General features: G+C 39.7%; 19 protein-coding genes and 1 pseudogene. 1 reads left to right on the plus strand and 19 read right to left on the minus strand.

Annotated elements, in window-relative coordinates; translation table 11 throughout:
• Window positions 1-5: 5 nt before the first annotated feature.
• Both TRESADRAFT_RS09205 and TRESADRAFT_RS09210 read right to left on the minus strand, forming a co-directional pair.
• Window positions 6-1,412, minus strand: a complete 1,407-nt coding sequence (locus TRESADRAFT_RS09205) for a dynamin family protein (RefSeq protein ID WP_002705043.1) — start codon at window positions 1,410-1,412, stop codon at window positions 6-8.
• A gap of 70 nt (window positions 1,413-1,482) precedes the next feature.
• Complete coding sequence (locus tag TRESADRAFT_RS09210) at window positions 1,483-2,463, minus strand: helix-turn-helix transcriptional regulator (RefSeq protein WP_002705045.1); 981 nt, start codon at window positions 2,461-2,463, stop codon at window positions 1,483-1,485.
• A gap of 162 nt (window positions 2,464-2,625) precedes the next feature.
• Between TRESADRAFT_RS09210 and TRESADRAFT_RS15225 the strand changes: the two genes are divergently transcribed.
• Window positions 2,626-2,955 carry a helix-turn-helix domain-containing protein gene (locus TRESADRAFT_RS15225; RefSeq protein WP_050985075.1) on the plus strand — a complete coding sequence of 110 codons (330 nt, stop codon included), beginning with the start codon at window positions 2,626-2,628 and terminating at the stop codon, window positions 2,953-2,955.
• Window positions 2,956-3,042: 87 nt separating this feature from the next.
• Here the strand turns inward: TRESADRAFT_RS15225 and TRESADRAFT_RS09220 are convergent, their stop codons facing one another.
• The 17 genes and pseudogenes from TRESADRAFT_RS09220 to TRESADRAFT_RS09295 form a co-directional block, all read right to left on the minus strand.
• Complete coding sequence (locus TRESADRAFT_RS09220; protein WP_002705047.1) at window positions 3,043-3,249, minus strand: hypothetical protein; 207 nt, start codon at window positions 3,247-3,249, stop codon at window positions 3,043-3,045.
• Window positions 3,250-3,492: 243 nt separating this feature from the next.
• Window positions 3,493-3,984: a hypothetical protein gene (locus tag TRESADRAFT_RS09225; protein WP_002705059.1), complete on the minus strand. Its 492-nt coding sequence runs from the start codon at window positions 3,982-3,984 to the stop codon at window positions 3,493-3,495.
• Window positions 3,985-4,096: 112 nt separating this feature from the next.
• Window positions 4,097-5,119 (minus strand): leucine-rich repeat domain-containing protein, encoded by a 1,023-nt coding sequence (locus TRESADRAFT_RS09230; RefSeq protein ID WP_002705061.1) that lies wholly within the window; start codon window positions 5,117-5,119, stop codon window positions 4,097-4,099.
• 149 nt (window positions 5,120-5,268) lie between these two features.
• Complete coding sequence (locus TRESADRAFT_RS09235) at window positions 5,269-5,775, minus strand: toxin-antitoxin system YwqK family antitoxin (protein ID WP_002705063.1); 507 nt, start codon at window positions 5,773-5,775, stop codon at window positions 5,269-5,271.
• Window positions 5,776-5,847: 72 nt separating this feature from the next.
• Window positions 5,848-6,519: an ankyrin repeat domain-containing protein gene (locus TRESADRAFT_RS09240; protein WP_002705065.1), complete on the minus strand. Its 672-nt coding sequence runs from the start codon at window positions 6,517-6,519 to the stop codon at window positions 5,848-5,850.
• Between the two features lie 47 nt (window positions 6,520-6,566).
• On the minus strand, window positions 6,567-7,220 hold the full coding sequence (locus tag TRESADRAFT_RS09245) for a hypothetical protein (RefSeq protein ID WP_040842795.1): 654 nt from the start codon (window positions 7,218-7,220) through the stop codon (window positions 6,567-6,569).
• Window positions 7,221-7,231: 11 nt separating this feature from the next.
• Window positions 7,232-9,445 carry a leucine-rich repeat domain-containing protein gene (locus tag TRESADRAFT_RS09250; protein WP_002705069.1) on the minus strand — a complete coding sequence of 738 codons (2,214 nt, stop codon included), beginning with the start codon at window positions 9,443-9,445 and terminating at the stop codon, window positions 7,232-7,234.
• A 37-nt stretch (window positions 9,446-9,482) separates the two neighbouring features.
• The gene (locus TRESADRAFT_RS09255) at window positions 9,483-9,950 is read right to left on the minus strand and encodes a DUF5616 domain-containing protein (RefSeq protein WP_245534342.1); all 468 of its coding nucleotides are present in this window, start codon (window positions 9,948-9,950) and stop codon (window positions 9,483-9,485) included.
• A 24-nt stretch (window positions 9,951-9,974) separates the two neighbouring features.
• Window positions 9,975-10,199: pseudogene (locus TRESADRAFT_RS16825) on the minus strand (DUF434 domain-containing protein); the annotation flags it as partial.
• A 1-nt stretch (window position 10,200) separates the two neighbouring features.
• Window positions 10,201-11,160: a hypothetical protein gene (locus tag TRESADRAFT_RS09260; RefSeq protein WP_002705072.1), complete on the minus strand. Its 960-nt coding sequence runs from the start codon at window positions 11,158-11,160 to the stop codon at window positions 10,201-10,203.
• Window positions 11,157-12,224, minus strand: a complete 1,068-nt coding sequence (locus TRESADRAFT_RS09265; RefSeq protein WP_002705073.1) for a leucine-rich repeat protein — start codon at window positions 12,222-12,224, stop codon at window positions 11,157-11,159. The genes TRESADRAFT_RS09260 and TRESADRAFT_RS09265 overlap by 4 nt, the downstream gene beginning before the upstream one ends.
• A gap of 174 nt (window positions 12,225-12,398) precedes the next feature.
• Window positions 12,399-12,803, minus strand: coding sequence for a hypothetical protein (locus tag TRESADRAFT_RS09270; protein WP_002705074.1), 405 nt, complete (start codon window positions 12,801-12,803; stop codon window positions 12,399-12,401).
• 360 nt (window positions 12,804-13,163) lie between these two features.
• The gene (locus tag TRESADRAFT_RS09275) at window positions 13,164-13,601 is read right to left on the minus strand and encodes an SMI1/KNR4 family protein (RefSeq protein WP_002705075.1); all 438 of its coding nucleotides are present in this window, start codon (window positions 13,599-13,601) and stop codon (window positions 13,164-13,166) included.
• A gap of 70 nt (window positions 13,602-13,671) precedes the next feature.
• Window positions 13,672-13,869, minus strand: coding sequence for a hypothetical protein (locus TRESADRAFT_RS09280; RefSeq protein ID WP_040842797.1), 198 nt, complete (start codon window positions 13,867-13,869; stop codon window positions 13,672-13,674).
• A gap of 84 nt (window positions 13,870-13,953) precedes the next feature.
• Complete coding sequence (locus tag TRESADRAFT_RS09285; protein ID WP_002705076.1) at window positions 13,954-14,439, minus strand: SUKH-4 family immunity protein; 486 nt, start codon at window positions 14,437-14,439, stop codon at window positions 13,954-13,956.
• A 57-nt stretch (window positions 14,440-14,496) separates the two neighbouring features.
• Window positions 14,497-14,736, minus strand: a complete 240-nt coding sequence (locus TRESADRAFT_RS09290; RefSeq protein ID WP_141607299.1) for a hypothetical protein — start codon at window positions 14,734-14,736, stop codon at window positions 14,497-14,499.
• Window positions 14,737-14,826: 90 nt separating this feature from the next.
• The gene (locus TRESADRAFT_RS09295) at window positions 14,827-15,372 is read right to left on the minus strand and encodes an Imm19 family immunity protein (RefSeq protein WP_002705087.1); all 546 of its coding nucleotides are present in this window, start codon (window positions 15,370-15,372) and stop codon (window positions 14,827-14,829) included.
• Window positions 15,373-15,395 lie beyond the last annotated feature (23 nt).

Consider the following 15,395-nt stretch of genomic DNA (forward strand, 5'->3'; position numbering starts at 1 on the left):
TCCTCCTAGAACAAACTTTCAATATACTTTTCTACGTTCTGCAATCCAGAACGCAATAATGCAGTTTCAATTTCCGATTCGCACTTTCGCTCGCCTCCACAGCTGAAGTCGTGCAAATCTGTAAATTCGGCAATGGCAGACTTTAAATCGCTCTTTTCCCTTGCAGTCAGATTTTCCGTTCTTCCGTTCTTTGCCATCTTCAAAAGGCGGGCAGCCTTTGCCGATAGCAAAAATAACTTCGGTTCTTTGAAACCGATTTCGTTTAGATACTCGACATATCGCTTTTGAATATCCGAAATGCTTTCTTTTTCCTCGTCCAGCTCGTCAGCCTTGTTCAAAATGAATATCACAGGCAATTTTGACGACTCCACCACCTTGTTCAGCAGCTCAACAAGTAAAATCCTCTCGTCGTTCGTGCAAAGCTGCGTTGCGTTCGCCACGAAAATCAGAGCGTCCATTTTGTTGTTCTGCAAAAAATCCATCGTTACTTCGTGATGGCTCTTATCGCCAGAATTGTTCGTTCCAGGAGTGTCGTGAACAACCACAACAAAGCCGTCGTTTTTAATGCCGTCCAAATCACCCTGCAGATAGATTCTTTCTAGGTTATTAGAAGAATTCCATTTATTGATGACTTCAAGCGTTACATCAGCACTTTGTTCCGTGATTTTGCCGTTTTGGGTAACATAACCAACCATCTTTTCTGCACCGTCTTTGTCGTAAACGCTCGTGATTTTTGCGGTTGTCGCTTCGTTTCTTGCAGGCAGGACATCACGTCCAAGAAGTGCATTTACAAAAGTCGATTTTCCCGCGCTCATTGTGGCACAAACGGCAATGTTCTTTATGTTAAACATCGAATAATCCTTCAAACTCCGCTTGAATTCTGCAAATTCCGTATAACTTTTTGCAGAAAATTTTGCTTTCGGAAGTTTTTCATGAACTTTACGGACAAACTTGTCAAAATTTTTCTCCGCAACATTGAAAACAAGGGCAAGGTCGCTTTTTGAAGGCAAGGCTTTTTCATGAATTGAAAAATAGAATTCCAATTCTGCATATAAAAGCCACATAAGAGTTTTTCGTCGTAGGGATTTGCAATATATTTTTGCCTCAGAAAATTTGCCATCAACAAAAAACTCAAAGGCATGCTTGAAATTCTTCGTATACAATGCGTTTTTTTCGATTCTATCTCTATATTCCCTTATAGTCTGAGAACTGAAAAAATCATCTGTCCTCATCTGACGAAAAGCAAACTGTTCTCCACATGCATCAACTTTCATTTGGCGCATATTCATTCTGTCAAAGAGAAAAATCCGAAAATCCTTTTCCAAGTTTTCCAGCTCCAAGTGCAGAGTCTCTTGTTTCAAAGCTATTTCACGCTCTTTTTCTTGTTTTGTCCTGAACCTAAAAAAAGTCATTTTTTTGAATCTCCTTTTTCCGTTATTCTAGCAAGGCAGCTATGACATCTAGTGTCATGGGTACAAAAATTTATTTATATATTTCTGCTGTCCTTTCCAGTTCCTCTTTCACCTCATCTACCAGTTGTTGAGGACCGAGCACTTTTACAGTATGCCCCTGGCCGAGAACCCATCTGAGAACTTCCTGTTTTTGGGTGGTCTGGAATTTTACATACACGCTGCCGTCTTTTTTTTCTTCGACTACCTGTTCCGAGTGCCAGACACGGTTCAGGGCGTATGTGGCAATTTCTTTGGAGAAAAGGAGTTCAACCGTAAAAGGGGTTTTGTCACTCAGCCACACGCCCATTTCTGAATCAAAATAGTCAGATGGCTTGAAGTCCTTTGGAACTGTAAATTTCTTGTTTGTAATCAGAGGATTTTTCATTCGCCCTATGGAGAAAATCCTCACATCATTTTTGTCATGGCATTTTCCGATTACATACCAGTTTCCCCGTTGGCAAACGACATGGTAGGGATCGATTTTTCGTTCCATGTAGGTGGATTTTTGCAAAGGACGATACTCAAAACTTAAAGTGCAGGATTTTTTCAGAGAGTCCAAGACTGTTTTGAAGAATTCTGTATCAATTTTTTCGCTGCGGTCTGGAATGAATGTAATTTTTGGATTTAAGAAAGACGCATCCACTGTAACATGGTTGGGCAGGCAAGCCACGATTTTCTTAAAAACAGAGCGTAGCTGATTTTCCAATGGGGTGTTGCGGTATTGTTCCAAAAGAGGATTCAGAATTGCGACAGAAAAAGCCTCACCTTCTGTAAGGGGAATGCTCTTCACGAAAAAGTTCGGCTCGGTGTAACGGTAACCGCGGGTGTCACTTTCAATAGGAGCGTTGAGTGTATCCCTCATGTAATCGAGGTCTCGCTGAATTGTACGGGGGCTGTAGCTGCCGCCTTCGATTTTTTCTGAAATTTCTTTTGCTGTATACCACTCGCCTGTCTGTAAGAGCCTGTCAATTTCGATAATGCGCCAATTGTTTATTTTTATCTGCCGTTCCATGTCCAAATATTTTTTGATTAAAATCGTCAAGTGTTAATCAAAACCTAAAAAGCAAAAATATGTTTTATGATACATTTAAATATGTGACATTACAACACTTTATTAACCAAAATGTTGCAATTTACCATTCAGAAAATCAATCTATCGTTGAAAAATATGTGCATGACTTCGGATGATATTCAAAATCGACTTGGAGAGAATGTGCGACGCATACGGAAAGCTCAAAATCTGACACAGTTTCAACTTGCGGAAAAAGCAGAACTTTCGGAAGAGACTGTGAAGAATATTGAGCTATCAAGATGCTGGACAAGTGACAAAAATCTTTCAAAGATTACAAGGGCCTTGGGTGTGGACATACACTGTCTATTTCTGCCGATTTGCAGTTCTTTTGACGACGATTCAAAAGATTTAGGCATAATCAAAAGAGCAATTGCTGAGAATATAAAAAACTATGTCAATTCTGTATTGGGAGAACTAACCCAAAAAAGCTAATTGAATATTTTAGTAAAGAAGATTGTGGCAAATAGCCTTGTGCTGGCAATCTCTGCAAAAGCATGACATAAAAATCTTTCTGGCTCTTCAATACATAAAAGCCATGTTCTGTTGCGTTTTTCTGCTTCCACATTTTGGGCACTTTGGATGTATATTTTGCAAATCGCTCAAAAAAGGGATATCAAGTATTGACATCTTCTTTCCTTCTTCCGTATCTCTTCCTGTAAAGTCGTGTCCGCAGTTATTACAGATAAAATGAGTTCCATTAAAACTCGGCTTAATAAAATTCCCCATATTTCTATCCTCCTCGTATATTAATGTTATTGAATTATCTTATTCGATTTGGGATAGTATACCCGTGACATATGACCCGATAACCCGTTTCCTCCTTGGGGCTTTCCCCGTAACTAAGACTGGGGTTCCTGCTCTTTCGTAAACATTCCGCGCTCCCCGTTTCGTTTTATGGAATCATATCATAATTATCGATTCTTCCGCGAATTGTAAAAAAGCATAAAAAGTGTTTTTCATGGCGTGGCATTACCGCTTTGTGAATTCATAAGTCTGTATTGTGAACGTGCCGCCGGTAACGGTAATTTCTGAAGGCGCCGGCGGTATCGGAGCGCAGCCGAACGGGTTTTTGGCGGTGTTGGTTGTGGTGCAGTTCAAAGTGCCGTTCGTGTAGTCGCCGGTTTTTGTGAACGCGCCTTCGTAAATCGTCATCGTTACGGGAATCTTCTGCCCGTTCTGCGTCCATTCCGCGGCAGCTGTCATGACAAACGTTTTGTCGCCGAAAAAATAGAACGCATACGTTCCGCTGTAATTGCGCACGTTTTCGGAAGGATAGTCGCCGCTTTCGGATTTGACGTACAGCGCATCCACATTTTTTGACGAAAACTCGTCCGGCAGATACGGCTCCAAAGTTCTGCCGGAAACGGAGATTCCGCCGTCATCGTCTGACGAACACGCGGCAAGCCCGACGCAAAATGCGGAAAGCAACAGGAACAACACGATTTCGCTCAATTTTTTCATACGGTACTCCTTGGGGAAACAGATTTTCTCCATAGATAAATTATATGCACGCTGAAAGAAAATGACTTTGGGTATTTTTTCAGTAAAAAGCCGTTCAGCATACAAGCGTGTTTTATTTCTCCGCGTCTCCGTCCGTGCAATGCACCACTTTGGCTGGCACTTTGTCGTCCCAGTCCGGGCACTTTGGCATTTTGTTCCATTGCTCAACAGTTCCGTCGAACTCGATTGAAGAAAGATTCTCACTGTCTTGAAATGCGCAAGGGTTTATCTTCACCACGTTCTTCGGAATCCTTATGGATTTTAGCGATATGCAGTGCTCAAACGAGTGCATTCCGATTTCCGTCACGCCTTCGGGGATTTCCACCGACTCAAGAGAACGGCAGTTCAAGAAAAAGAACCCGTCAATTTTGGTAACGGCATCGGAAAGTGTAACGTGCTTTAGGAATTCGGGAATCATGAATATGTCTTTGACTCTCAGGCTTTTCGGAAGCCTTAGAGAAGTCAGTTTTTCACAATCTTTGAAAATATCACTTCCGCATTCCGTCACGCTGTCTGGAAGAGTTGCGGAAACGAGATTATCAAAACAGAACGCGGCACTTCCGATTTTTTTCACTCCGTCAGCAATGATTAGCGTTTTAAGCTTGTAATCTTCAAATCGATGATAAAGAGCCTTTTCCTCGATTTCCGTCATTCCAACAAGCTCAAGTTCTTTCACGCTTTGGAAATTGATATTCTTCAGAATTCCTTGTGCAAATAATCGGGCTTTTCCGTTTTTGTTGCGTCTTAGAGTTACCTTATTCGCAAGCTTTTTTGGGATTTCGAGAGGCGGGAGGCTTGTTTTCATCAGTGCGTCAAAAATCTCATTCGAGCTTTTTGTTTCGTCAGAAAGCGCGTCCACGATTTTTTGAACATCTCCAATCCATTCCTGAACGTTCGCACTCGCTTTCAAAAGCACGTTGTTTCCTTTTACGTTCACCAAAAGGATATTTTCCGCCATTGTGGATTTGATGATTTCCACAGAGCAATCCTTAATGCCCTTTTCTTTGATTGCCTCAGAGAACAAGGATGTTGCGGTGACCTGCTGAATCTGCTTGATTTTATTCAGTTTTGCGTTTTCTTTTTCAATGTCGTTCATTTGTTCTTTCTCCTCATAATCTATATTCTCATTCCAAAACAGCAGCCTGTCATTCCGAACTTGTTTCGGAATCTGTGCTTCGGCTTCGCTTTAGCAACCGAGATGCTGAAACAAGCTTTCTTACGAAAGCCGTTCAGCATGACAAAGCCTTATTTTTCTGGCACAACAAATTCAAATCCTTTGGGAAGATTCAACGGATGCCCGTATTTAAGGATTTCTTCGTTCATTTTCTCAAGGTCTGCTATTGATACAAGTGCAAAAATACCGTCAGGTTTTGTTTTTACTATATCCTTGAACCGTTCTGGCACTCCGAATTTTTTTACATTATGCCCGTCTTCGCTATAAAAATAGGCAGAAATCAAATTATCATCATAAGTAATCGATATAGCCTTGAACGCTCCGCTTGGATAATATGACACACCAAATCCTGAAGTTCTATTTCCCCTTGTTTCATCAATTTCAGTAAGAATTCCATTCTCATATTCTTTTTGAATTCCATTCCGCAATCCGTCCACGATATCAAACTCCTCTTCAAGTTTGCCGTTATAAATGACCTCAACATGACCCGTATAAGGGATTTCGCATTTTTCATCTGCATAATATGTTGGATTGCCGTTCCCGTAGATATTGTCTTCGTATAAATCATCTGCGTTCATAGTGTTTCACCCTCAATAAAAATCTGATTTCGTCATGTTGTCGCGCTCGCTCATACTTTTATATCCGCAATTTTACTGCACTAAAGAAAAAGAAACACCTTTGGCATTTGCTTCTATCAGTTGTCTTCTGTCTTTTGCTGTGCAAATGATTCTCTCTCCTGCATTATACAAATCCTTTGTGTCTTTTACGATTTTGCAAAGAGATTCAAATGAAGTGCTTGCCGTGACTTCAAACAGCTTGGCATCAGCAGTTTCTTTTTCTATGAGATAATCATATACATCTTTTGTTCCCCATTTCTTTGCCCACTCGCAAGCGTCGCAGTTCTCAATTTCTCCGATTTTATATGTCGCATAAATATCAATGCCTGCGTCTATCAAGTATTTTGCTATTTCTACATTGCGTCCTGAAATTGCAACAAATAGTGGGTTGTTTCTTGTATTTGAAACATCAAGTTTTGCTCCATTTTGCATTAAGAGCCTTACAATATCAAAATTTCCACTAAACGTAGCAGCCACAATAGCAGAATCATGACTTACTCCACCAACCAAATCAATATCAATTCCATTCTCAATAAGTAACTTGCATATTTCGTATTGATTATACCGTGCTGCCATTCTTAAATTAGAGCCTAGGGCAGAAACTTTATTAAGCAAGTCTTTATCAATAGAAATAATTTCTTTTACCTTTTCATAATTTCCATCTCTAATAGATTGTTTTAATTCATCATATAGATTTTCAAACATTTTCTTTATTCTCCCAATTACTTACAGCAATGTTTTTTCATGAAAAGTCACAGCAATTCAATGGCATTATTAACTTCATTACATTCTAGTCTTCGTGCAAGTTTTAATGATTTGATTTCTTCGTACTCTATTGAATAAACTCCTTTTTCTATATCAAGCTCCAAAATACGCTCCATTTTCAAATCAGGATAGGAAAGGCATTGCAACAACTCACTTGCATTAACTAAAATCAGTTTTCCAGACTCAATATTGATAAATGTTCGTGAGGACTTTTGAGAATCAGAAATAGTTATTTCACCATTTTTCTCATTTTCATAATACAAAAAAATCACCATCTTTCCTGAATTACAAAATTCTACAAGCTCTTTTGTTTCTCTTTTCCTGACATCATTCCAATTTTCATTTGGAAAATCGTATGCTAATTCACTTTTTCCATAATAATCGATAAAAATATCTAACTCGCGTAAAAGTTCGTCATCAATTTTATCAAGATACTGCTCATCTATTAAAATAAGAGCGTCCATACTATCGCATTCATAACAGAAGTTCATTTTTGTCTCCATTTTTGAAAAAATGCCGTCAAATCCACTCACGACAAATGCAGGCTGACATTGGCGAACAAGTTTTCGGAATCTCTGCTTCGGCTTCGCTTTAGCAACCGAGATGCTGAAACAAGCTTTCTTGCGAAAGCCGTTCAGCATACAAGCGTGTTTTATATTTCCGCGTCTCCGTCCGAGCATTTCACGGTTTTGATGGGTGTATTAAAATGCCAATCCTTCCTCTTTTCCATTCTTCTCCATTGTTCTATCGTACCGTCGAACTCGATTTCCGTAAGAGCTGTGCAGAACTGAAACGCACTTTCACCGAGTGTCCTCACGGAAGCCGGAATCTTTATGGATTTGAGGGATTCGCAGAAACTGAACGCATAGCTTCCGATTTTCCACACGCTGTCAGGTATCGAAACTGAAACGAGGTTCTTGCACTGTGAGAACGCAAAGTCGCCGATTGAAGCCACGCTGTTTGACATGATTACCGTTTCAACTTCATGAGAAGCTTTTTCCTCCCAAAACACATCATTGTTCACCCTCACCCAGCTCACGCCGACAATCTCCAGCTCTTTTATGGCGGAGCTGAATCTGAGTTTCGGCAGCATTCCCTGACTGAAGAAGCGCACTTTTCCGTTTTTGTTCGGCTTCAAGCTCAGTTTTTCCGAAAGCTTGTTGTTGATTTCAATGGGCTGGAGAGGTGTGCCCATGAGCGTGTCGAAAATCTCATTGGAACTCTTTTTCTCGTCGGTGAGCGCGTCCACGATTTTCGGAAGTTCGCCAAGCCATTTCTCCGTTTTAACCGGCACTTTGAAAACCACGTTGTTTTCGTTTGCGCACACAAGAATCGTGTTCGTCGTTTTTGCGGAATCTACGATTTCCACAGAACAATTCTCAATTCCCTTTTCGTTGAGTGCCTGCGAAAACAATGCCGTCGTGCTGACCTTTTGAATCTGCTGGATTTTCGCAACCTTTGCATTTTCTTTTGCCGCGTGCAGCTCAAGGACTGGCTTTTTCGTTTTGTTCGTCGCGTCGTAGAGCTTTCGAGTCTTCTCGTTGAACGGGTACAGCGCTGAGCGCGACACGATTTTCTCGACCGAGCCGCAGTCGTCGAATGCGCCTCTGTACATTTTCTTCAGCGTCGAAGGAATTTCGATGTATTTGAGGGACTTGCAGCCCTTGAACGCAATATCATAGATTTCCAATAAGCCCTCGGGAAAGACCACGCCTTCAAGCGACTCGCACTTGTAGAACGCACTTTTGCCTATATAGCGCATTGTCGAAGGGAAGACGACGGACTTGAGCGACTTGTGTTTTTCGAACACGTCTTTTGTAATTTCAGTCACGCCTTCAGGAATGATGAGGTTTTCTATGTTTTTGTCGAAGCACGCAATAAGGAAACGTCCATTTTCCACCAGAATGGAGCCTTTCTTCCATTCGCCGTCAGAGCATTTCACGCTCGTCGCAGGCACATCGAACAAAAGATGTTGCCGACCTTCCATTTTCTCCCATTCTGAAAGAGTCCCGCGGAACTCGATTTCACAAAGCGACGTGCAGTCATGGAACGCATTTTCTTCGATTTCAGTCACTCCGCTTCCAATCACGACTGACTTGAGCGATGTGCAGCCATAAAACACTCCGTATTTTATGCAGTCCACGCCGTCGGGAATAACCACGGACTCAAGCGACGTGCATTCCTCAAACGCACCATCGCCGATTTCCTTTACGGTCGAAGGAATCTTGACGGACTTGAGCGACGTGCATTCAGAAAACACCTGCTTCCATATTTTCGTCACGCCCTCCGGAATGTTCACCGACTCAAGCGACGTGCACCTGTCGAACGCGCTCCAGCCGAGTTCCTTAACGCCGCTTCCAATCAAGACAGATTTGAGAGACGTGCAATTCGCGAACGCGCTGGTTATCAATTCCGTAACGCTGTCGGGAATAACAACGCCTTCAAGCGACTTGCAACCATAGAACGTGTGCCATCCGATTGTCTTCACGCTCGAAGGAATCTCGACCGACTTTAGCGACTGGCATTCATTAAACGCAATGTCGCCGATTTCAGTCACGCCCTCAGGAATATTCACCGACTCAAGAGCCTTGCATCTAAGGAACGAAGATGCTTCGATTGTCGTCAAGCCTTTTCCGATATGCACCGATTTTAGAGCGTTGCAGTCCATGAATGTCTCTTTTTCCATTTCCGTAACGCTGTCGCTGATTACCACCGATTCAAGCGTGTCGCGGCAGTTCGTGTCCTTTAGCAGCGTGTTTCGGATTCCCGTCACGCCGTCAGGAACAACCAAGTTCACCAAGCCTTCTTTGCACTTGGTCAAAACGCCGTCTTCTATTGTCAAAACATCATCTTCTGTGTTTTCCATTTGTTCTTTTTCTCCAGAATTTTAAATTTTCATAGTGTCATTCCGACATCGTAAAATCATAAAAGCGGAAGGGCTTTTCGCTTTCGTCAGAAATGCTTTTCACGAGGCTTATCCAGCTTGCAGAACGCTCAATCACCATTGCGTCGCTTGAAATGACGTTCTCAAGGTTCACGAGCGCTTGGTCGGCGTCGTTTACGATTTGCACGTCCGTCTCAAAATCGTATTTTTCCAGCACCTCAAAGATTTTCGCCTTGAGCCGTCCTGAGTTTGAGACAGGCTTGTCCAAAAAGAAGACGCACTTTTTGATTTTCATCTTGCAAAGTTTCTGCCCGATTATGTCGATTGCCGTTTCCGTTTTTTCAATCAGTCGGTAAGTGCCGCGAAGTCCTGCCAAATCGCGTATTGTACCGTCCATGCAGTGCAGCAGCGTCGAGTCGGAAAGCGCGACTTCAAGCGTGATTATGATGTTGAAGCCGTCGATATACACGGTTTCGTTTTCGCTCAATGTTTTGATTTCTTTTTGAGCGCGACTTTTTATGGACTTTTCTGAGGAAGTCGCACGAATCAGAGCCATTCGCTGCCGCTCCGAAAATGCGAAGTGATTTCCCACGAAAGCGGCAATGCTCTGCATGGGATATTCTTGGTTCATCAGATAATAAAAGTCTTTTTGTGCTTTTCTTAATCGCTCAAGGTTCTTTTCGCTAAAATCCGTTTCGTCGCTGTCAAAATATCCGCGTCTAACTTGCTCGCTCATTTTAATTTCCTTGCGGCTTAGGTCGTTCCGCCGCTTTTCCGCTTGCAATTTTTACAATTCCAAAATCATCTGACTTTGCTTCAATAAGCTTTCTGAACTTCTCGCCAAAAATATAGACTTTGCCTTCATTTACAACCCAACCGAACTTAGCATTCTGCAATCTCCATAAAAAACTTCTGTCCTTATAGGCATTAAAAAAAGTTGGAGTTTCAAATTTTTCATCTAAATGCGGTTTGTACCAGAAAGCATTCCTATTGTTAGATAAGTAAACATAAATTTTGTTTTTTATTCCCTCAAAACATTCAAAAAGAATTGGTGCAAGGAGCTTTATAAAACCGCTTACATTTTCTTTTTTTATTGAGTAGCAGTCATAATCAACATAAAAGGTGAGTGGCTTTTCTTCTTCATGATAGGAACAGACATATCTTATTTCTTCATACCACCCTAAACTTGCATCAGACCACGGATTTTCATCTTCGTTTTTGAAGTGTGCATATTCGTTGTAGGAATCTATTACGTAATCTGCAAACGTATATGAGCTTGAATCATTGCCGTCATACTCACAATTCAAATCCAAACAGAAAATGTTCGGGTTGTCGCTTTCACCAAGTTTGAATATGTAAAAAGCGTATCCCTGATGGCTTAGAAAGATGCAGGAATTTTCATCGGAAAATCCATACTTTTCATAAAGTTCTTCCAAATCCTCATCATTATGAATATGCCTTGCCATGTTAAAATAACCTTCGGAATCAACTATTGAATAGTCTGAGCCTACCCACGGCTTGAACTCTCTTCCTGCTGCTTCCAAAAATGCCACATACTGAGACGGAAGTTCGTGATTTGGATAAGCGTTCTTTATCAGCTGTATTTCATCGTGAGAAAGTCCTTTTGATTCCTCTACGTTTTTGTAAAATTCCAAAAAACTGTAGATGTCCCGTTTGCCTGTGTAAAGTGGTATCATTCAGCCGCTCCCGTCAACTCTGCGTCGCCGTCTGAGCAATGCACCACTTTCGCAGGAACGCAATAGTTCCACTTATCGCCTTTAGAGACTTTTTCCCACTGACTCTTTGTTCCTCTAAACGTAATTTCAGTAAGAGAGAAGCAATAGTAAAAAGCTTCACGATGTATTTCCCACACGTTCTCAGGAATTACCACAGACTTAATCCCTGAATTCGTAAACGTCAACGTAAAGATTCTCTCCACGCTCGAAGGGATTGTCACCGACTCAAGCGAATGGCAACCATAGAACGCACCTTCCCCAATTATCTTCACACCATCGCATATAACAACAGATTTGAGATTTTTGCAGTCTTGAAATGCCCTTTCTCCGACAGCCGTCACGCTCGAAGGAATTACCACCGACAAAAGCGAGTTGTTAAAAGAAAACGCCCATTCGCAAATTTCCACAACATTGTCAGGGATTACAAGATAAGTTGCATTAGAACGAAGACCTTTCAGCTCACCGTACTTTGAGATTTTCAGGCGGTATTTGCTTGCGTCGCTGAGCTTTTTCTCCGCCATGTATTCGCGCAATTCTTTTTCTGTCGCTCCGCCGCTTGCCATATCCAAGAAAGAAGGGAGCGTCTGCCGCCATTTTTCAGCCTTCGCGCTCTCAAGGCACACTTCCACACCTCCGTCTTTTGTGGGAATGACCAAATAGAACTCTTTTGCTCCATACTCAACTTTCATGTTTTTCAAAGGATGTTCCTGAACAATCACATCAAAAAATGCTTTTGCTATTGCAAAGTCTATTTGCTTTTTCTTCTTCTGCTTTGCTTCTTCTTTTTTGGATTGCGCCCTGTCTCCGCCATCAAGCAGCTCAAGAAAATCATAGTAGTTCATGATTTTTGTTCCGTAGCGTTTGGCTTTCTCCACTTTCTCTGTTCCAGAATCAACGTCCTCGCAAACAAGAATGTCCACCTTTTTTGTCAGGGTTGAATGCACGTCAAACTGTTTCCAAGCCTTTTTTTCAAGTTCCTCTCTGGACATTTCCGGGCATTTTCCAGAAAAGCATACTGTTTCCATAAATCTTTCTCCTTATAATTTCATTTCTCTTGTGAGCGCGTTTTTGCAACAACGCTGACAATCGATTCGTATTATTTTTTTTTAAAACTCATTAATTTCTGAAGTTATTTTACATTCTGAATCATTAAAGCGCCAAGTTGCATTTTCTTTTTTTCCTCCGCTTTTAATAGCATTTTAGTAAGCGTGTTTTATATCAATTATTTCATCGTGAACAACATCTATGTCAAATTTGTTTTTTTCTATTATTTTCTTAATATTTTCTGGCAATTTATTAAATTCTAAAGGAAATTCAGGAGTTGAAATCTTTGAATAGAGCCTTTCGTTTTCACTATAAATGTCATAGCAAAAAATACCTTTCTGACTCAAAGCAATACTTAATTCTGGCAATTTATTTTTTTCTTCTTCGTTTAGATTATTTAGGAAAAAACTTTCAAGTAATTTTGTGTTTTCTTTGCTCTTACATACAGATTCAGGAACATTTCCACAGCCAGCAGAAGTGCATTCAAAAACATAGTTGTTTTTATCAATTCCGAACCAAATGATGTCTTCACATTGTAAATCAATTTCCGTTATTCTCATGTTATTCTCCTTTAGAAATTAAATTATCGCAGTAAGGTCTTGCTTCTCCAGTTCTTGGACGAAGAGCCTTTGTAAGTCTTATATTTTCTATTTTACTGCCATCTAACAATAACTCGTTTATTCCTTTAAATTCCTACTGTGTTTCGTTCTGAAATACCTTTTGAACCTATGCCTCCTATCGCATTTGCTCTTGAAATAAGCTCTGGATGGATTTTACCTTCTGAGGATCCTGCAAATACAGTTTTTATTTTTCCTGTTTTTACAGCTCATAGGCAGCAACAACCATAGCTTTTCCTTGAGGGCAGGCCTTATTTAAAACAAAAAACGGAACACCTTGATTTTAGATGTGCCATTAAGAAATTAATTTATATTCAGAAGATTCATAAAATCTTCAAATGTTTCAGTAATTTTATAAGTACAACATTCTTCTGTAGATTGCTCTAATTCCAAGCTGTCATCCCAAAGATAAACGCCTTTAGCATTTTCATCCCAAATCAATATAATTAGACCTGCTCCATACGTATTGCCGATTATGATTGTATTTTGAGGTAACTCTAATTCATATTCTTTGTACCAATTACATAAATTAAGACTTCTTTCTTCTCTAAAACCAAATAAACAGTCAATAAAAATTTGCTCACCAATGTTTTTTAATAAGAAACTGTCTTCTAATTCTTTAAATGTACCACCGTTTGTATTTAGAAGAAAATTGGAATAATCAGCAGGAAGCTCAAACCCAATTAACTGCTCAAATCCATTCAAAAAATTTTTATCTGCTCCTGTAAATTTCTCAAACATATAAAACTCCTAATTATTATTTAGTATTGAAATACCACACTTATGAGTGAAACGTTTGTGAAGAATTGTTTCAATTTCTTTTATCCCAGTCGCCTCTTGAATTATTAATTTCAGTTGCCCGCTCATTGCACATAGCAGCATCTGTATTAGAAGCTTGAACATTCTCCCCCTTCTTCTCCTCAGCCTTTTCTTCCTCGACGGGCTTCCTCTCCCTCTCATATGCCTCGCTTTTCATTGGGTCTGCGATTGCGGGCTTGTTGATTGCCATTCCAGCGGCGAGAATCTTGGAGTTGTCGCGGGCTCCGATGTCGTTGCAGGTTGTGACCGAAGAAAGGCGAGCGAGAGCTAAAAATTACATCATTCCTGTTTCAATCTGCTCTAATATAATTGGCCACCAGTTTTCTTGATTATTCAAAGCCAACTCATCAATTTGTTCAAACTCTACTTTTATTTTTTGTATGATTTGAGAAATAGTATCATCATCAGCCGAGTTGATTTCATCTTCATGCAACAAGAAAATTACAATAAAATGTAAAAAAGATTCTAAGTTTTTGTTGATTAATCTTGTTGGATATTCGTTTTCAAAATCAACAGATATTATTTCATCATTTTTGTTTATGCAAATATTTGTTCCCAAATCTGTTCCAATGATTACAAAATCATCTTCATGTTTTAAGGTTTTGAGTTCGTCAATATTGAATTTGATAAAACCCAAAGGCTCTTTTGGTATGCCTATATCACAAAGGATTTTTTTTGTGTTTTCGGTCAAATCAAAATTGTTGTAATCTTTTCTTGTATTTAATTTGAATCTGTTTTGCAAGAAATCATAGATGTTCATAATTTGTATTTATCTCCCATACTTAAAATATTTTTTGAACAGCTTCACTAAGAGATTTTATGCCAGCTGTTCTTGATCTTCATATTCAAAAACAGCAACATTTCTTGTACCTTTTATATTATTATCTTTCCTATAATTAATTGCTTTTTGGCTCAAGTCTGTACTTCCATATTCGACTTGCGTACAAGAACTTGATTTCGGTTTCTCATCCCCCTTCTTCTCCTCAATCTGTTTTCTTTCGCGTTCGAAGGGCTCGCTTTTCATCGGGTCGGCAATTGCGGGCATGTTGATTGCCATTCCAGGGACGAGAATCTTGGAGTTGTCGCGCATGCCGATGTCGTTGCAGGTGGTGACGCGAAAAATGGTTACAACTTTATAAAGGCTGTTTTATTCCATGCAGTTTTCTAATATACAATCAATAACAGCATCAATAAGTGACTCTTGAAAAGAAACAGAAAGCAACAAAGATTTTATAAGTATCTCAAAATCATTTTTTTCTGTTTGTTTTATTTTTATCATTGGTAATAATAATAATTTTTCATTTAGAGTGATATTATTCGTACAATCCAAAAAGATTTTGAAAGGTATTGTTCTAATAGTATAAGAAGGTCCTGTAGAACCAATTTGAATTTCATCTAAATAATAGAGCGTATCACCTGGATGAAATTCAACTGAAAACTTTTGTTTTTCATTTAGTTTCAGCTCTACGGATTTTGGATTTTCTATATATCCGTCAGATTCTTCAAATACTTCATCGTAATAGCCTGTTAATTGATTTACCCATGAAGTTTCAATATCAAAGTTTTCCTGAATCAACTCCGATAAAGTGCTGTCTGTCGTCTTATTTATTCCTTCAGGAAAATTATTCATTAAAAACCAAGGAATAAAGTTTTTGTTTGATAATAATTCATTGAAATTAATATTCTGTTTCATATTTATCTCCAAAATTGCCTATA

It is taken from the genome of Treponema saccharophilum DSM 2985 (assembly GCF_000255555.1).
GTDB classification, from domain to species: Bacteria; Spirochaetota; Spirochaetia; order Treponematales; family Treponemataceae; genus Treponema_D; species Treponema_D saccharophilum.